Origin of the sequence: Sporosarcina koreensis (genome assembly GCF_000826145.2) — a bacterium.
GTDB lineage: Bacteria > Bacillota > Bacilli > Bacillales_A > Planococcaceae > Sporosarcina > Sporosarcina trichiuri.
This window is the reverse complement of the sequence record NZ_LN651337.1, coordinates 1187565-1201413: the sequence shown is the minus strand read 5'-3', so window position 1 is coordinate 1201413 and position 13849 is coordinate 1187565. Positions and strand designations below refer to the sequence as shown.

Genomic DNA, 13849 nt, shown 5'->3' with positions numbered 1-13849 from the left:
AAATTATGATGGAATTATCCGAAGTACGCAACGAGCTCGACAAAACAGCTAAGAAATTAGCGGGTTTCAGGGGGTCTCTTTGACTTAGAGAACAAAGAGGCACGAATGCAGGAACTCGAAGAAATGATGCTTGATCCGGAATTCTGGAATGACCAGGATGCGGCGCAGAAAGTCATCTCGGAATCGAACGCACTGAAGGACACGGTCGGCGAATTCCATGAGATGAACGACGAGCAGGAGAATCTCGAGATGACACTCGAGCTGCTGAAGGAAGAACCCGATGCGGAATTGCAGGAAGAACTCGGCGACGAGCTGAAAGCGTTCCTGAAACGGATGGAGGAATTCGATCTGCAGATGCTGCTGAGCGATGAATACGACAGCAGCAACGCGGTCCTTGAAATCCATTCCGGCGCAGGCGGCACCGAGTCCCAGGACTGGGCCTCGATGCTGCTGCGCATGTACACACGATGGGCGGAACAGCACGGCTACAAAGTCGAGACGCTCGACTATCAGGCGGGTGATGAGGCCGGCGTGAAATCCGTGACGCTGTCCATCAAAGGGCACAACGCCTACGGCTATCTGAAAGCGGAGAAAGGCGTCCACCGGCTCGTCCGGATTTCGCCGTTCGACTCATCAGGCCGCCGTCATACGTCATTCTCCTCCGTCGAAGTCATGCCGGAATTCACCGGTGAAGTCGACATCGATCTGAAGATGGAAGACGTCAAGATCGATACGTACCGCTCAAGCGGCGCGGGCGGTCAGCACGTCAATACGACGGACTCCGCTGTCCGGATGACACACATCCCGACAGGTGCGATTGTCACGTGCCAGACCGAACGTTCGCAGATCAAAAACCGGGAGCGTGCACTCAACTTGCTGAAGGCGAAAATCTACCAGATCCGGCTCGAGGAAGAGGAAGCACGGCTGCTTGAAATCCGGGGGGACCAGAAAGAGATCGGCTGGGGAAGCCAGATCCGTTCCTACGTCTTCCACCCGTATTCCATGGTAAAAGACCACCGGACGAACGAAGAGACCGGGAACACAGGAGCCGTCATGGATGGGGAGATCGATCCGTTCATCAACGCCTACTTGCGTTCGCGTATTTCATAAGAAGCACCGGAAGACCGTTCAGCCGCATATCGTGCTGCTGAACGGTTTTTCAATACATAGGCACAGGGGGGATGGGGATGTTTTTCCGGAAAAAGAAGAAGGCGGAACGCGAGCTGTTCGATGTCAGCATCTTCGCTTCCGGCACTGCCGGCGAAGACACGTTCATGAGGTGGACGGATGAACTGATGGACACGGCCGGCAATGTCCTGTCCGCCGACTGGATACACAGTGAGGAAGCGGATCGCGACGAAATCGACGGCATCTGCTCGCAATTCCCTTCCGTGGATCCGGCACAGCCGTTCTTCGTCATCAGTCCTGCGGAAAGCGGCGGGGATGACGTACTGCTCGCCACGAACGATATGCGTGACGCGCAGGCGTTCTTCCGCGCTGCAGAAGACCGGGAGGCAGGGCGCCGCCCGTTTGACGTATAACAAAAAACCGCACGGCATCCGGAGCAGAGGTTCCGGTGCCGTGCGGTTTTTGTTGGCCTGAAAGACTGTTCAGCCGGCATCCTGTCCTGCATGCAGTTCCAGGATGCGCACCATGACATCGATGCCATTCATCATCGATTCATGGTCGAATGTCATATCGGGATGATGGAGCCCGGGGGACAGACCGCAGCCGAGACCGATCATCGTCGCCTTCAGATGCGGCCGCTTGATGGTATAGAAGTGGAAGTCATCCCCGCCGGGCGTGATGACCGGGGGAACCGTGTTCTCCTCGCCGAGCACGTCGGTGATCGCCTGCCGTGCAGTCTCCTGTGCTTCGGGGTGCACACGTGCGGCGGCCACATAGGTGTCTTCCGTGATAGTGATTTCGCTGCCGAACAGGTTTCTCGCGCTGTCCAGGACATCGCGGACCCGTTCCATCAGTTCATCCATCACTTCGTTGTCCTGTGCGCGGACGTCGATCGCAAGCGATGCGCTGCCCGGGATGATGTTCGTGCTCCGTCCGCCCGCCTGGAACCGTGTCACTTTCACGGAGTGGGCGACATTCGGGTTCACATGGATGGAATGCAGCGCATTGACGATGAACGTGCCGATCTCGATGGAATTCCGGTTCAGGTGCGGCCGGGCGCCGTGTGCATCATCGCCGCGGATCTCCAGTTCGATCGTTCCGTTCGCACCATGCACGATGGCTGGAGCCGCTTTGCCGTTATCCGTCTCCTGGAAGGGGCGCAGGTGGATGCCGTAGTAAAAATCGACATCTTCGATCGCTCCTTTCTCCACCATCTTGAGCGCACCTGTCCCGACTTCCTCCGCCGGCTGGAAGATGAAACGGATGCCGAGGTGCTTGAGCAGTTCGTCCCGGTCTTTCACGCGCTCCAGCACGCCGAGCACCATCGTCATGTGTGCATCATGCCCGCACGAATGGTTCGCCTGCAGGCTGCCGTCGACTTCCTGCCATAATGCATCCATGTCGGCGCGCAGTGCAATTACCGGCACATCGCCGGAGAAATTGCCGATATCACCGAAGACACCTGTGCAGTCATCGAACGACGTCACGCGGCAGCCGGCGTCTTCCAGCCGCTTTTTCACATAAGCGGTCGTCTGCTCTTCCTCCCAGCTCAATTCAGGGTTGTTATGCAGATGCTCGAATGTCTCCATCACTTGCTTTTTCGTCAATTGTGCCATATCGGTTGCCTCCTATGCGTCCGTAAATGATGGGACTGCTGTAAATTGTAAAGACTCCATAAGATTCCGTCAAATCATGGCGTATGGATTGACTGCCCGGTACGTCTGGCGGGCAGGCTGTGTGCGTACATCAGGCACCAACAGAAAAGCCGGACCGCTGCGATGCGGTCCGGCTTGCGTGTTCAGGCGGTTGCTTTGCAGTTCAAGTCATCGAGGACATTTGCGAGCGACTGCTGCTGCCTGTCCGTCAGCGGCACCATCGGGAGACGGACCGTGCCGGCGGGCAGTCCCTGCAGATTCAAAGCCGCTTTGACGGGTGAAGGGTTCGGTGCTTTGAACAGTTCCTTCATGAGAGGCAGGAGGCTGCGGTGGAGCGAAGCGGCCTCCTCGAAACGCCCGCTTTCAGCCGTATGCATCATCGCTTTCATCTCCGGTCCGATGAGGTGAGCCGCGACGGAGACGACGCCTGCGCCGCCGATCGTCAATGCCGGCAGTGTCAGCGCATCATCCCCGCTGTAGACAGCGAAACCGGCAGGCGTCTGTTCGATGATCGATGCCATCGTCTCCAGGCTGCCGCCCGCTTCCTTGATGGCTGTGATATTCGGGATTTCCGCAAGTTTCACGATCGTTTCGATCTCCAGATTGACGGTGCTCCGGCCAGGGATGTTGTACAGCATGACAGGCAGCGAAGTCGACTCCGCAATCGCCTTGAAATGGGCATACATCCCTTCCTGGCAAGGTTTGTTGTAATAGGGGACGACGAGCATGACGCCGTCAGCGCCCGCTTCCTCAGCTGCGCGGGTCAGTTCGATCGACTCCCGGGTGCTGTTCGTGCCGGTGCCTGCAATGACAGGGATCCGTCCGCCTGCACACCGGACCGTATGGCGGAAGAGAGCTGCTTTCTCCGAAGCGGTCAATGTCGGGGATTCGCCGGTCGTCCCGGCGACAACGAGGGCGTCCGTCCCTGTTGCGATCAAGTGCTCGATCAGTTCCTCCGCGGCTGTGAAATCGATGTCTTCCTGTGCATTGAATGGGGTCACCATCGCGGTGATCAGCTGTCCAAAATTCATCTGTTCTCCATCTCCTTTTGGTTGGTTTCCAAAAAATAGAGGTGGAAGGCAGTGTCTCCTGAAACGCAAAAAGCAGCAGCGAAGGATGCGCTGCTGCTGAAGAATCGACGATCTATTCCTCTGCATCAGATAGCCCTCCATATAGTCGCCTATATGACAGTCCTGCACTTGTTCAGTCCAGAACCAGCGTGGGGACGTTTGAGCATCCTCCCGCTTCGGCAAATTCCCCTTTCCGCGGCCGTCTCCGGAGCTCAATCTCCTCGGACTGCGTACTGATGGTTTTTGCGCCTCTATCCTTACTTCGAACGTTGCGAAATAAGTTTTTGTTCAATTACACGTTAGCTTACCGTGTTTCCCGCGGCATTGCAAGCGAAAATTGAAAATATTCCGAGCTTTGCTGTGCTGCTCTTAATCGGCTGTTTACCCGTCCTGCATAGTTTGAAACCTTGAAATCCACCAGAACTGCAGCTGGACAGCCCTCCATAAAATTCTTCCTGGCAAGAGGTTTGATTTCCGGAGAAAAGAGAATAGTACATAGAAGGAGTACGGCAGGTCAGGCCCAAACGTCATGAGTTTGTCACACGGCGGCGTGAAGGACATGCGGATTTTGGTATACTGAGGGAGCACGTACTTATTTTATCTGAAGGAGGAAATCAGTATGAAAACGAAAAGCAAATTCGCAGCGGCAATCTTTGGTGCTGCACTCGTACTCGGCGCATGCGGAGGCGGGGATGACAGCGCGTCCGGCGACAAGGAAGCAGGCGGCAGCGACGTAGATCCGGACAAGGTGTACCAGGCCAACTGTGCGACTTGCCACGGCGGCAACCTGGAAGGCATGAACGGACCGGAACTGGCACACATCGGCGGTGAGCTTTCTGAAGACGAAATCCACGATATCATCGAGAACGGTAAATCCGGCGGCATGCCTGGAGGCCTCATCAAAGGGGAAGAGCTCGATGCAGTCGCAAAATGGCTTTCCGAGAAGAAATAAGACATCCTGAATAAGGAATCATCCGGCAGAGGCACTTCGGTGTCTCTGCTTTTTTGCTGTTCGGCAGTCCCAGCCAGACACCCATAAACAGGATGCCAGATTACAAGATTGTTGAAAAGGTGTGAACAGTCCTGTCGAATTGAAATACTACTGTAATACTATGGAGGTTTATATCTGCTATAATGAAAAAGCTGGCGAAAAAGTAATTGAATCAGGTGGTTACAGAATGATCAAAATGAAAAACGTGTACAAAAAGTACTCGAACGGCGTCGTAGCCGCAAATGGCATCACGATCGACATCGACCGCGGTGAATTCGTCTACGTAGTCGGCCCGAGCGGTGCAGGGAAATCGACGTTCATCAAAATGATGTATCGCGAGGAAGCCCCGACCAGCGGGCAGATTTTCATCGATGGAACAGACCTTGGTTCGTTGAAAAGCAAACAGATCCCTTTTTTGCGCAGACAGATCGGGGTTGTCTTCCAGGATTTCAAGCTCCTGCCGAAATTGAATGTCTATGAAAATGTGGCATTCGCCCTGGAAGTCATCGAAGAGACACCGACGGAAATCCGTAAGAAAGTGACAGATGTTTTAGCGCTTGTCGGCCTGTCGCAAAAAGCGAGAATGTTTCCTAACGAGCTATCCGGCGGAGAACAGCAGCGTGTTTCGATCGCGCGTTCCATTGTCAATGAACCGAAGCTGGTCATTGCGGATGAGCCAACAGGAAATTTGGATCCGGATACGTCGTTAGGGATCATGAACATCTTCGAGAAAATCAACAACAGAGGAACTACCATTGTCATGGCAACCCATAACAAAGATATCGTCAATTCGATCCGGCACCGTGTCCTGCTCGTCGAGGGCGGCATGATCACACGGGATGAATATGAAGGAGAATACAGTTATGAAGGGTAGGACGCTTGCCCGTCACTTCCGCGAGAGTTTCAAGAGTCTCGGCCGGAATGGCTGGATGACATTCGCCTCCATCAGCGCCGTGGCTGTCACGCTTCTTCTTGTCGGCAGTTTCATCGCTATGATGATGAACCTGAACAAGATGGCGGACAACATTGAAAACGACGTGGAAATCAAAGTGGTTGCGGATGCAGCGGCAAGTGACGAGGCAATACAAGAGTTACAGAAGAAAGTGGAATCGCTCGGCGGCGTGGCGAGTGTGGAATATGCGTCGAGAGAGCAGGAACTGGACAAGGTCATCAAGCAGTACGGGAAAGAACTCGCTCTCTACAAGCAAAGCAACCCGCTCGGCGATGCATTGTACGTGAAAGCTGCGGATCCGCACAACACCGCAAAAATCGCCAAAGAGATCGATACATACGAATACACTGCCGAAGTGGTCTACGGAGCCGGGAAAGTCGAAAAACTGTTCAATGTCGTCAAAGTCAGCCGCAATGTCGGCCTGATCCTCATTGTCGCATTGCTGTTCACGGCGATGTTCCTCATCTCCAACACGATCCGCCTGACAATCATCGCACGCGGACGTGAGATCGAAATCATGAAACTGGTCGGTGCGACGAACAGCTTCGTCCGCATTCCGTTCATCTTGGAAGGGGTCTGGCTCGGTATCCTCGGGTCCATCATCCCGATCACGGCGATCTCGATCGCCTATCAGCAAATATACGCCTACTGGCAGCCGAAGCTGGTCAACGAAATGTTCCAGGTGCTCGATCCTGTGCCGTTCATCATCCAGGTCGACGGACTGCTGCTGTTCATGGGCGTCTTCATCGGCGTATGGGGCAGCCTCATGTCCGTACGCAAATTCCTGAAAGCCTGACTAGCCGAATCGTTTGAAAGGGGAACTGGGACTTTGAAAAAGAATAAAAGTTTACTGCTGTCGACCATGGGGGTCCTGCTCTTATCGTCCACTGTCGGTGCAACAGCAGTATCAGCAGATTCACTCAAAGATATGCAGAACGAACAGAAACTGCTGCAGCAGAAACAGAACGAACTGAACAAAGGCATCAAGGACAAGTCTGATAAAATCAACGAAAAGAAAACAAAGAAACAGACGATCCTCGACCAGATCTCGAAACTCAACGGTGAAATCGATACTAATAATGAGAAGATCCGCGACGTGAAAGAAAAGATCGCGGATACAACCAAAGAGATTGCGCAGCTGCGCATCTCCATCAAGACACTTGAGCAGCGCATCAAAGAGCGTGATGAAGTGCTGCGCGAACGTGTGAAAACGATGCAGGTGAAAGGCGGGGACGTCAGCTACCTGGACGTGCTCCTCGGGGCGACCAGCTTTTCAGACTTCATCGACCGTTTCTCAGCAGTCTCTACACTGATGGACGCAGACCGGAAGATCATGAAGCAGCAGGAAGACGACATGAACCAGCTTGAAGAAGAAAAAGCGCTTGTCGAAAAGAAGCTTGCTGAACAGGAAGACCGGAAAGCGAAACTGACTGACTTGAAGAAGAAACTGGAAGGCCAGAAAGTCGAAAAGGACAAGCTCGTCGATCAGCTGGAAGCGGAAGAAGCAAAGCTGTCGAACGAAAAAGCCCACTTGGAAAGTGAAGCTGACGAAGCACATGATATGTCAGCGGACCTTGAAAAGAAGATTGTTGCAGAACAAGAGCGCCTTGCTGAAGTCGCCCGCCAGGCTGAGCTGAAGCGTAAACGCGAAGCGGAACTCCGCCGCCAGCAGGAGGCTGCCGCGGCGAAACGGCGTGCGGAACAGGCTGCCAGCTCGTCACATTCGTCAGCTTCATCCAGCAGCAGTTCTTCGAATGCATCATCAAGCTATGAGCCGTCGGTTGCGGCACCGCCAGTTTCAAGCGGAGCATGGACTGCACCAGCACACGGCCGTCTGACGTCGTCATTCGGATGGCGCGTGCACCCGATTTTCCATACGAAGAAGCAGCACCGCGGCCAGGACATTTCAGTACCGGTCGGAACAACAGTCAGCGCAGCTGCTGAAGGTGTCGTTTCCCATGCAGGACCGATGGGCGGTTTCGGTAATCTCGTCATGATCACCCACTCCATTGACGGTCAGATCTATACGTCCGTCTATGCCCACCTGTCCAGTATCGGTGTCAGCACCGGTCAGCATGTCGGCAAAGGCGAACCGATCGCAAAGTCCGGAAACACCGGCAATTCGACAGGGCCTCACCTGCACTTCGAAATCCACGTCGGAAACTTCTCGGCGACAGGTCCAAGTGCTGTGAACCCGCTCCGTTATGTATCGTTCTGATACCCGGTTCATTACTCTATAACAGTAGTATTTCCGGCTCAGCTCCATCCTAAACATTGCGGCGCAAGTCGGTATGATAAAAAGGTTCGCTCTCGGGCGGGCCTTTTTCTTTGCACCGAAGCCCCCTCGTTGGTGTTGACGAAGGAAATAAGATACCATATGAGGTATCAATGACTGAGGGGATTGCCATGCCAGTTACGGAATACTATCTACTATGGAAGGTGACCGTTCCGTCCTCATGGGTGGCGGCGGTCTTCGGGCTGGCTGCCGGCTGGCTGATGGTGCGCCGCCGATTCGGGAAGCAGGCAGCAGACATGGTGGGTGATGCGATCTTCACCGTGCTGCTCACCTGGAAGCTGTCCGTCATCGTCACGGATTTTGGGGTCGTCCGGCAGTCGCCCACTGCTATACTGTACTTCAACGGCGGAACAATTGGATTCCTCGCCGGCATCGTGCTTGCCGCCTTGCTCTTTCTGCTTTCGAAGAAGCCGGTCCCTGTCTCTGCAGGGCGTGCCTTCCTGCTGCTGACGGCTGTCGCCCAGGCCGGCTATCAGATCCTGATGGCCCTGCTGAATAGGGGTACGCTGTACGCGGAGGCCGTCACGATTCTCCTGTTCGGTATCCTGATCCTGCTCACTGTCCGGTATGCAGGGGACACACGGGTGACCGTCTTCCAGGGAGCCCTGCTGCTGACGGCCGCCCATGGGTTCATCGCCGCCCTGCAGCCGGCAGGCTTCGCCGGGATCCCGTTCGCCGCGTCAGCCGCGGTAAGCGCGTTTATCGTACTGATCGACCATTTGATAAGACAAAGAACTGCTGGAGGGATTGGATGAATAAAAAATGGGTCGGGTATGCGGTTGCCATTCTCGTCATCGGCACGATGGTTGCCCTGATGGTGAAATCCAATATGCAGAAGCCCGAGAAGATCGACACAGCCACGACCAAAGCCCAGTCGGAAACATTGCCGGGCATGGAAGAACTGCCTGGACTGAAACCGGGCGACACGCCTCCGGATTTCGAACTGAAGACACTTGACGGTGATTCAGTGAAATTGAGCGATTTGCGGGGCAAGAAGGTCATGCTCAACTTCTGGGCGACGTGGTGTCCGCCGTGCAAGGCGGAGATGCCGCATATGGAAAACTATTATAAGGACCTCGAGGAAGAGGACAACGTCGAACTGGTCTCCGTCAACTTGACGACAGCGGAGAACCGCGGAGAAAAAGCGGTGGAGGAATTCGCGGACGCCTACGGTCTGACGTTCCCCATCCTGCTCGACACGGAGGATATCGGGATGACCGATTACCAGGTGTTCTCGATTCCGACGACCTACATCCTGAAGACCGACGGGACCGTGGATAACAAGATCATCGGCCCGATGGACGAAAAGATGATGGAGCAGCTGATGGACGACGTCGACTGAATTTCATCAGCCGAATAATGCTGGATCCGGTTTCCGGTGTCGTAACATCCCTGTCCTTTTCATATGTATGGAAAGAGGAGGGGATGGTGACGATGCGCAGGAGCCGGTTTTTTTTAGTTGGCCTATTTGCTGCGGTTGCAGTTTGTCTTGTACTGCTTAACGGATGCGGGAAAAAAGAGAAGGAACGGGCGGCGCCTTCGGATGAATTCGGCGTCATCGACGAAGCCTATGATGTCATTACAGGCAATGCTGTGTATCCGCTTGAAAAGAACGATCTGATCGAAGGGGCGCTCCGTGGGATGGCGGATGTGATCGGCGATCCGTACTCGACGTATCTGACAAAGGAGGAAGCCGCCTCCCACAAGGAATCGCTTGCAGGTGAGCGGGTGGGCATCGGTGCGGAGATCACCCGGACCAGCGGGAAGTTCGTCATCGTATCGCCGGTGAAAGGATCGCCGTCGGACAAAGCAGGTCTGCTTCCATACGATGAAATCGTGCAGATCGATAAGGAAGGCGTCGACGGGCTGACGCTGCAGGAAGTCGTCAAACGGATCCGCGGGAAGAAAGGGACGACAGTGGAACTGACCGTCTACAGGCCGGAAGCCGGAAAGCACGTCGAACTGACGATTGAACGGGATGTCATTCCTGTCCATACGGTGTCTTCTGAAATCATTGAAGAGCGCGGCAAGAAAATCGGCTACATAGGGCTCACGATGTTCGGGGAGGAAAGTGCGAAAGAATGGCAGGCGGCAACGGACCTGCTTGTCAAAGAAGGGGCGGAAGCGCTGCTGATCGATGTGCGCGGCAATCCCGGCGGATATCTCCATGCGGTCGGTGCGATTGCAGGCAGCATGCTGCCGGAAGATACGGTGTACGCCTACATGGAAAACATCAAAGGGCAGCTGACTCCGCTTGTCACGGAGAAGCCTGAGGGCGTTGTGTTCGATGAAAAACTGAAGACCCTGCCGATCGCACTCATGCAGGATCAGGGAAGTGCTTCGGCAAGTGAAGTGCTGAGCGGCGCCCTGCAGGACCTCGGCCGCGGGTTCATCGTCGGGACGACGAGTTTCGGCAAAGGGACTGTCCAGGAGACGATGGAGCTCTCGAATGGCGGCGAAGTGAAATTGTCGACGCACAAATGGCTGACCCCGAAAGAACGATGGATTCACGGCGAAGGCATTGAATCGGATCTTGTAGTCAAGCAGAACAGCCTGTTCGCCGAACATCTGCGGGTGCTTGCGGACGTGTATAGGGAAGAACAGTTCCATGATGATATCGCGTACGCTCAGCGTGTCCTCAAGGCGCTCAAGTTCGATCCGGGCCGCACGGACGGCTATTTCGACGATGCGACCAAGAAGGCGGTTGCGGAATTCCAGAAAGATGCAGAACTTGAAGTCAGCGGGGAGATGGACAGTGCGTTCTATCAAGGTCTGAAAGCCGCGGCCGAAGAAGTGAAAAGCGACCGCGCGAACGATGAGCAGCTCGCAATGGCGATCGGTTATCTGCACCACACGCTGTCTTCGAAAAAGTGAGCGGTCCGGCCTGTTTGCAAAGAACGGTCCGTCCTCACTATCCAATCCATCCGGTTGTTTGATACAATAGTAGAAAACAGCCGGACTGGGATGGGAGTGTGACGGAACGTGACAGATAGTTGGATCGAAGACGTGCTGCAGGCAGCCGGGATGTTTTTCCTGAATCCGCTGCTGTGGCTCATCCTGCTGGCGGCAGTGGCTCTCGGCTACATGCGTGTCAAACGGGAACGACGGGATTACAATATCCGGAAACTGCCGGGCAAGACGGAATTCAGGCGGGTGCTCGCGGATTCGTGGCTCCCTGCACTGATTGTTTCCATCGTGCTGAGCGGCATCGGACTGGCAGCGGACGCCGGCTGGATTGTGCTGTTCTGTGCATTCATGCTTATCATGGCAGTCAGTTTCTATTATCAGTGGGGTTCCCCTGTCTATACAGCGGGGTTCGCGTTCTTCACGCTGCTCATCTGGCAGCGGACCGGACCGGGCGTCTCGTACCGGGGTTGGTCCCTGGACGGCGTCGCGGATGAACTTGCGGTGACCGCTGCAGTCGCAGCAGGCGTGCTGATGATCGCGGAAGGTTTCCTTATCAGGAAGTCAGCAGTCCGGTATCCGTCCCCGCGGCTGGAGAAGACGAGCCGGGGCCTGCGGGCGGCTGTGTTCAAGGTGAAGAGCCTGTGGCTGCTGCCTGTCCTGCTGATTGTGCCGGGCGATATGATCAGCGCCCATCTGCCGTACTGGCCGCAGTTCACGCTGGGCTCGGATTCGTTCAGTTTGGTGCCTGTGCCGGTTGCGATCGGTTTCAGCCAGATTGCGCGCAGGCAGTTCCCGGATGTCCTGCTTCCGAAAATCGGACGCTCTGTCATATGGACGGGGATTGCAGTTACGGCCATCGGGCTTGGCGGTCTGTATGAACCGGTCATTGCCTGGGCGGCACTCGCTGCCGGGATCATCATCCGGACGGTCATCACCGTCACGGCAGCTGCAGGCGAACGGCGAGGCGGCTATGCCGCTTCTCCGAGTGCGGCAGGCGTAGTCGTGGCAGGTGTGCTGCCGGGATCGCCCGCCGAGAAACTCGGCCTGCTGCCGGGTGAGGTGATCCGTGCTGTCAATGGCATGCAGGTCGCCAACGAAAAGGAACTGTATGATGCCATCCAGGTGAACGCCGCCCACTGCCGCCTGCAGGTTGCAGACCGGAACGGGGAAGTGCGGCTCATGCAGCAGGTGCTGTACAGGCATGATCACTATCAGCTCGGCCTGCTGCTCGTCAGATGAATGAGGAAGGAGGCGGCGCACGATGGAAAGTCTGGCTACCAAGTTCGTGCTGGCACTGCTGCTGCCGGGACTGCTCGTCGTGTTCTTCACGCGGGTGACATTCCATCACGTCGTCGGCCTCCTGCTGACGATCGCCCTGATCGCCGCTTCCGTCTATGCGGGCTACACCCACAACTGGATCCTGTATGCAGCGGATGCACTGTCGCTCACTGCGGGATTCTGGTTTGCGTCCCGCATGGTTGCAAATTCGCACAGGCGGACGGAAGACGGACAGGACGAATGACGGGATGTCAGATTCAGCTATGAAAATACCGCACGGCTTCAAGTATTCGAAACTTGAAGCCGTGCGGTTTTTTGTTGTCCGGTCACTGTACAAAGTAACAGCGATACCTGTCTCCTTCTTCTTCACCGATTACTTTGAAACTCGCAGTATGCTTTTACAGATTTCAGGGTATGATAAAGAGAGGGTTCCTCATAAGAACAGGCTGTACACGGCGAGAATACCGATCGTGCCGAGAACGACAGGCATGAGGCCGAAGCCGAGAAGAGCGATGCCGAATGCCGACACGGCGCCGATCACTCCGAACAGGATGTTGCCTTCCTGGACGTAGAAGATGGCCGGAAAGATGAGGGCGCCGAGCACCGCATACGGGATGTTGCCGAGCACGCCGGTGACGAACGGAGGCAGTTTTCTGCCATCCAGGAATGTCAGCGGGATCATGCGCGGCAAGTAGGTGACGAGTGCCATGCCGAACAGCATCCACCAGTATGTTGCGCCCATCAGATCCCCTCCTTTTCAAACGGCGGCACGGGGGAGCGTCCGGTTTTTACATAGAGCAGTTCTATGGCGATTGCTGCAATCAGGGTGGACACGAGAATCGACCAGCCGGTTGGCAGCAGCTCCGTGTAATAGAAGATGCAGCTGAGGATCGCTGATGCTGCAGCGAGCAGGACGACCTTCCGGCTGCCTTTCATGGACGGCACGAGCAGGGCGACGAACAGCGCATAGAGGGCGATCGACATGGCGGCCTGCAGGAACGGCGGCAGGATGTCCCCGATGAGGTGGCCGGCAGCTGTGAAGCCGACCCAGCTGCCATACGCGACGGCGATGACACCGAATGCATGGGCGCTCGTGACTTTGTCCTCTTTGCTGGTCGCGATGACCGAGAACGTTTCGTCCGTGACACCGAATGCGACCGCAGCTTTCACCGGTTTCGGTGCTGGGTGCATCTTTTCATTGAGCGACGCGGACATCAGGAAATGGCGGATGTTGACGATGAACGTGTTGACGACGATCATGAATGGATCGACGGCATGGGCGAGCAGGCTGAGCGATATGTATTGGGCAGCGCCGGCGAACACGAAGATGCTCATCGCAGTCGCTTCGAGCAGCGAGAGGCCGCCTGTCTTCGCAAGCAGGCCGAATGTGAGCGCAACGGGGAAGTAGCCGATGCCGATGCTGAGACCGGCCCGCAGGCCTTTGCTGAATTCCGATTGGTGCATCTTGCAACCCCGCTTTCTGTTCAGTGGTCAATACTAGTGATTATACTATATTCTATACATAGGACAAGACGGAATCTTTGCACGTTTTCCGAATAGTGACGTACTCAG

The 13849-nt window shown here is 55.5% G+C and carries 15 protein-coding genes and 1 riboswitch; of the genes, 11 read left to right on the top strand and 4 right to left on the bottom strand.

Translation table 11 applies throughout. From position 1 onward, the window contains the following. Window positions 1–8: 8 nt before the first annotated feature. Both prfB and BN1190_RS11760 read left to right on the top strand, forming a co-directional pair. A protein-coding gene (gene prfB, locus BN1190_RS11765; RefSeq protein WP_098060158.1) for a peptide chain release factor 2 occupies window positions 9–1110 on the top strand; the annotation gives its coding sequence in 2 pieces (ribosomal slippage) (window positions 9–80 and window positions 82–1110; 1101 coding nt in all). Window positions 1111–1187: 77 nt separating this feature from the next. Further along, window positions 1188–1541, top strand: a complete 354-nt coding sequence (locus BN1190_RS11760) for a hypothetical protein (protein ID WP_040287071.1) — start codon at window positions 1188–1190, stop codon at window positions 1539–1541. Window positions 1542–1610: 69 nt separating this feature from the next. On the opposite strand, the gene BN1190_RS11755 is transcribed toward BN1190_RS11760, so the two are convergent. Together BN1190_RS11755 and dapA are read right to left on the bottom strand one after the other, a co-directional pair. Next, on the bottom strand, window positions 1611–2744 hold the full coding sequence (locus tag BN1190_RS11755; RefSeq protein WP_040287070.1) for a M20 peptidase aminoacylase family protein: 1134 nt from the start codon (window positions 2742–2744) through the stop codon (window positions 1611–1613). Window positions 2745–2926: 182 nt separating this feature from the next. Continuing rightward, window positions 2927–3814: a 4-hydroxy-tetrahydrodipicolinate synthase gene (gene dapA, locus BN1190_RS11750; protein WP_040287069.1), complete on the bottom strand. Its 888-nt coding sequence runs from the start codon at window positions 3812–3814 to the stop codon at window positions 2927–2929. Between the two features lie 122 nt (window positions 3815–3936). Then, a riboswitch (Lysine riboswitch) is annotated at window positions 3937–4115 on the bottom strand. Window positions 4116–4472: 357 nt separating this feature from the next. Between dapA and cccB the strand changes: the two genes are divergently transcribed. The 9 genes from cccB (at window position 4473) to BN1190_RS11705 (ending at window position 12521) form a co-directional block, all read left to right on the top strand. Further along, on the top strand, window positions 4473–4805 hold the full coding sequence (gene cccB, locus BN1190_RS11745; protein ID WP_040287068.1) for a cytochrome c551: 333 nt from the start codon (window positions 4473–4475) through the stop codon (window positions 4803–4805). A gap of 226 nt (window positions 4806–5031) precedes the next feature. Further along, a complete protein-coding gene (gene ftsE / locus BN1190_RS11740; RefSeq protein ID WP_040287067.1) occupies window positions 5032–5718 on the top strand; it encodes a cell division ATP-binding protein FtsE in 687 nt (228 codons plus the stop codon). Next, window positions 5708–6592, top strand: a complete 885-nt coding sequence (gene ftsX, locus BN1190_RS11735) for a permease-like cell division protein FtsX (protein ID WP_040287066.1) — start codon at window positions 5708–5710, stop codon at window positions 6590–6592. The genes ftsE and ftsX overlap by 11 nt, the downstream gene beginning before the upstream one ends. A gap of 33 nt (window positions 6593–6625) precedes the next feature. Beyond that, entirely contained in the window at window positions 6626–8014 is a 1389-nt protein-coding gene (locus BN1190_RS11730) for a murein hydrolase activator EnvC family protein (protein ID WP_040287065.1), read from the top strand. A gap of 170 nt (window positions 8015–8184) precedes the next feature. After that, window positions 8185–8847 carry a hypothetical protein gene (locus BN1190_RS11725; RefSeq protein WP_144036093.1) on the top strand — a complete coding sequence of 221 codons (663 nt, stop codon included), beginning with the start codon at window positions 8185–8187 and terminating at the stop codon, window positions 8845–8847. Then, entirely contained in the window at window positions 8844–9434 is a 591-nt protein-coding gene (locus BN1190_RS11720; protein ID WP_040287064.1) for a redoxin domain-containing protein, read from the top strand. Before BN1190_RS11725 ends, BN1190_RS11720 begins: the two co-directional genes overlap by 4 nt. Window positions 9435–9517: 83 nt before the next feature. Next, complete coding sequence (locus BN1190_RS11715) at window positions 9518–10966, top strand: S41 family peptidase (protein WP_244898711.1); 1449 nt, start codon at window positions 9518–9520, stop codon at window positions 10964–10966. A gap of 108 nt (window positions 10967–11074) precedes the next feature. Further along, on the top strand, window positions 11075–12238 hold the full coding sequence (locus BN1190_RS11710) for a PDZ domain-containing protein (protein ID WP_052461808.1): 1164 nt from the start codon (window positions 11075–11077) through the stop codon (window positions 12236–12238). Window positions 12239–12260: 22 nt separating this feature from the next. Next, window positions 12261–12521, top strand: a complete 261-nt coding sequence (locus BN1190_RS11705; RefSeq protein WP_040287062.1) for a CsbA family protein — start codon at window positions 12261–12263, stop codon at window positions 12519–12521. Between the two features lie 189 nt (window positions 12522–12710). Here the strand turns inward: BN1190_RS11705 and BN1190_RS11700 are convergent, their stop codons facing one another. Together BN1190_RS11700 and BN1190_RS11695 are read right to left on the bottom strand one after the other, a co-directional pair. After that, a complete protein-coding gene (locus BN1190_RS11700; RefSeq protein ID WP_040287061.1) occupies window positions 12711–13019 on the bottom strand; it encodes an AzlD domain-containing protein in 309 nt (102 codons plus the stop codon). After that, a complete protein-coding gene (locus BN1190_RS11695; protein ID WP_040287060.1) occupies window positions 13019–13741 on the bottom strand; it encodes an AzlC family ABC transporter permease in 723 nt (240 codons plus the stop codon). Before BN1190_RS11695 ends, BN1190_RS11700 begins: the two co-directional genes overlap by 1 nt. Window positions 13742–13849 lie beyond the last annotated feature (108 nt).

Bases quoted from the DNA above. Each gene is read 5' to 3' on its own strand.
- BN1190_RS11705 (WP_040287062.1), top strand. From the start codon at position 12,261: ATGGAAAGTCTGGCTACCAAGTTCGTGCTGGCACTGCTGCTGCCGGGA.
- BN1190_RS11755 (WP_040287070.1), bottom strand. From the start codon at position 2,744: ATGGCACAATTGACGAAAAAGCAAGTGATGGAGACATTCGAGCATCTG.
- BN1190_RS11725 (WP_144036093.1), top strand. From the start codon at position 8,185: ATGACTGAGGGGATTGCCATGCCAGTTACGGAATACTATCTACTATGG.
- ftsX (WP_040287066.1), top strand. From the start codon at position 5,708: ATGAAGGGTAGGACGCTTGCCCGTCACTTCCGCGAGAGTTTCAAGAGT.
- dapA (WP_040287069.1), bottom strand. From the start codon at position 3,814: ATGAATTTTGGACAGCTGATCACCGCGATGGTGACCCCATTCAATGCA.
- ftsE (WP_040287067.1), top strand. From the start codon at position 5,032: ATGATCAAAATGAAAAACGTGTACAAAAAGTACTCGAACGGCGTCGTA.
- cccB (WP_040287068.1), top strand. From the start codon at position 4,473: ATGAAAACGAAAAGCAAATTCGCAGCGGCAATCTTTGGTGCTGCACTC.
- BN1190_RS11700 (WP_040287061.1), bottom strand. From the start codon at position 13,019: ATGGGCGCAACATACTGGTGGATGCTGTTCGGCATGGCACTCGTCACC.
- BN1190_RS11695 (WP_040287060.1), bottom strand. From the start codon at position 13,741: ATGCACCAATCGGAATTCAGCAAAGGCCTGCGGGCCGGTCTCAGCATC.
- BN1190_RS11760 (WP_040287071.1), top strand. From the start codon at position 1,188: ATGTTTTTCCGGAAAAAGAAGAAGGCGGAACGCGAGCTGTTCGATGTC.
- BN1190_RS11720 (WP_040287064.1), top strand. From the start codon at position 8,844: ATGAATAAAAAATGGGTCGGGTATGCGGTTGCCATTCTCGTCATCGGC.
- BN1190_RS11715 (WP_244898711.1), top strand. From the start codon at position 9,518: ATGGTGACGATGCGCAGGAGCCGGTTTTTTTTAGTTGGCCTATTTGCT.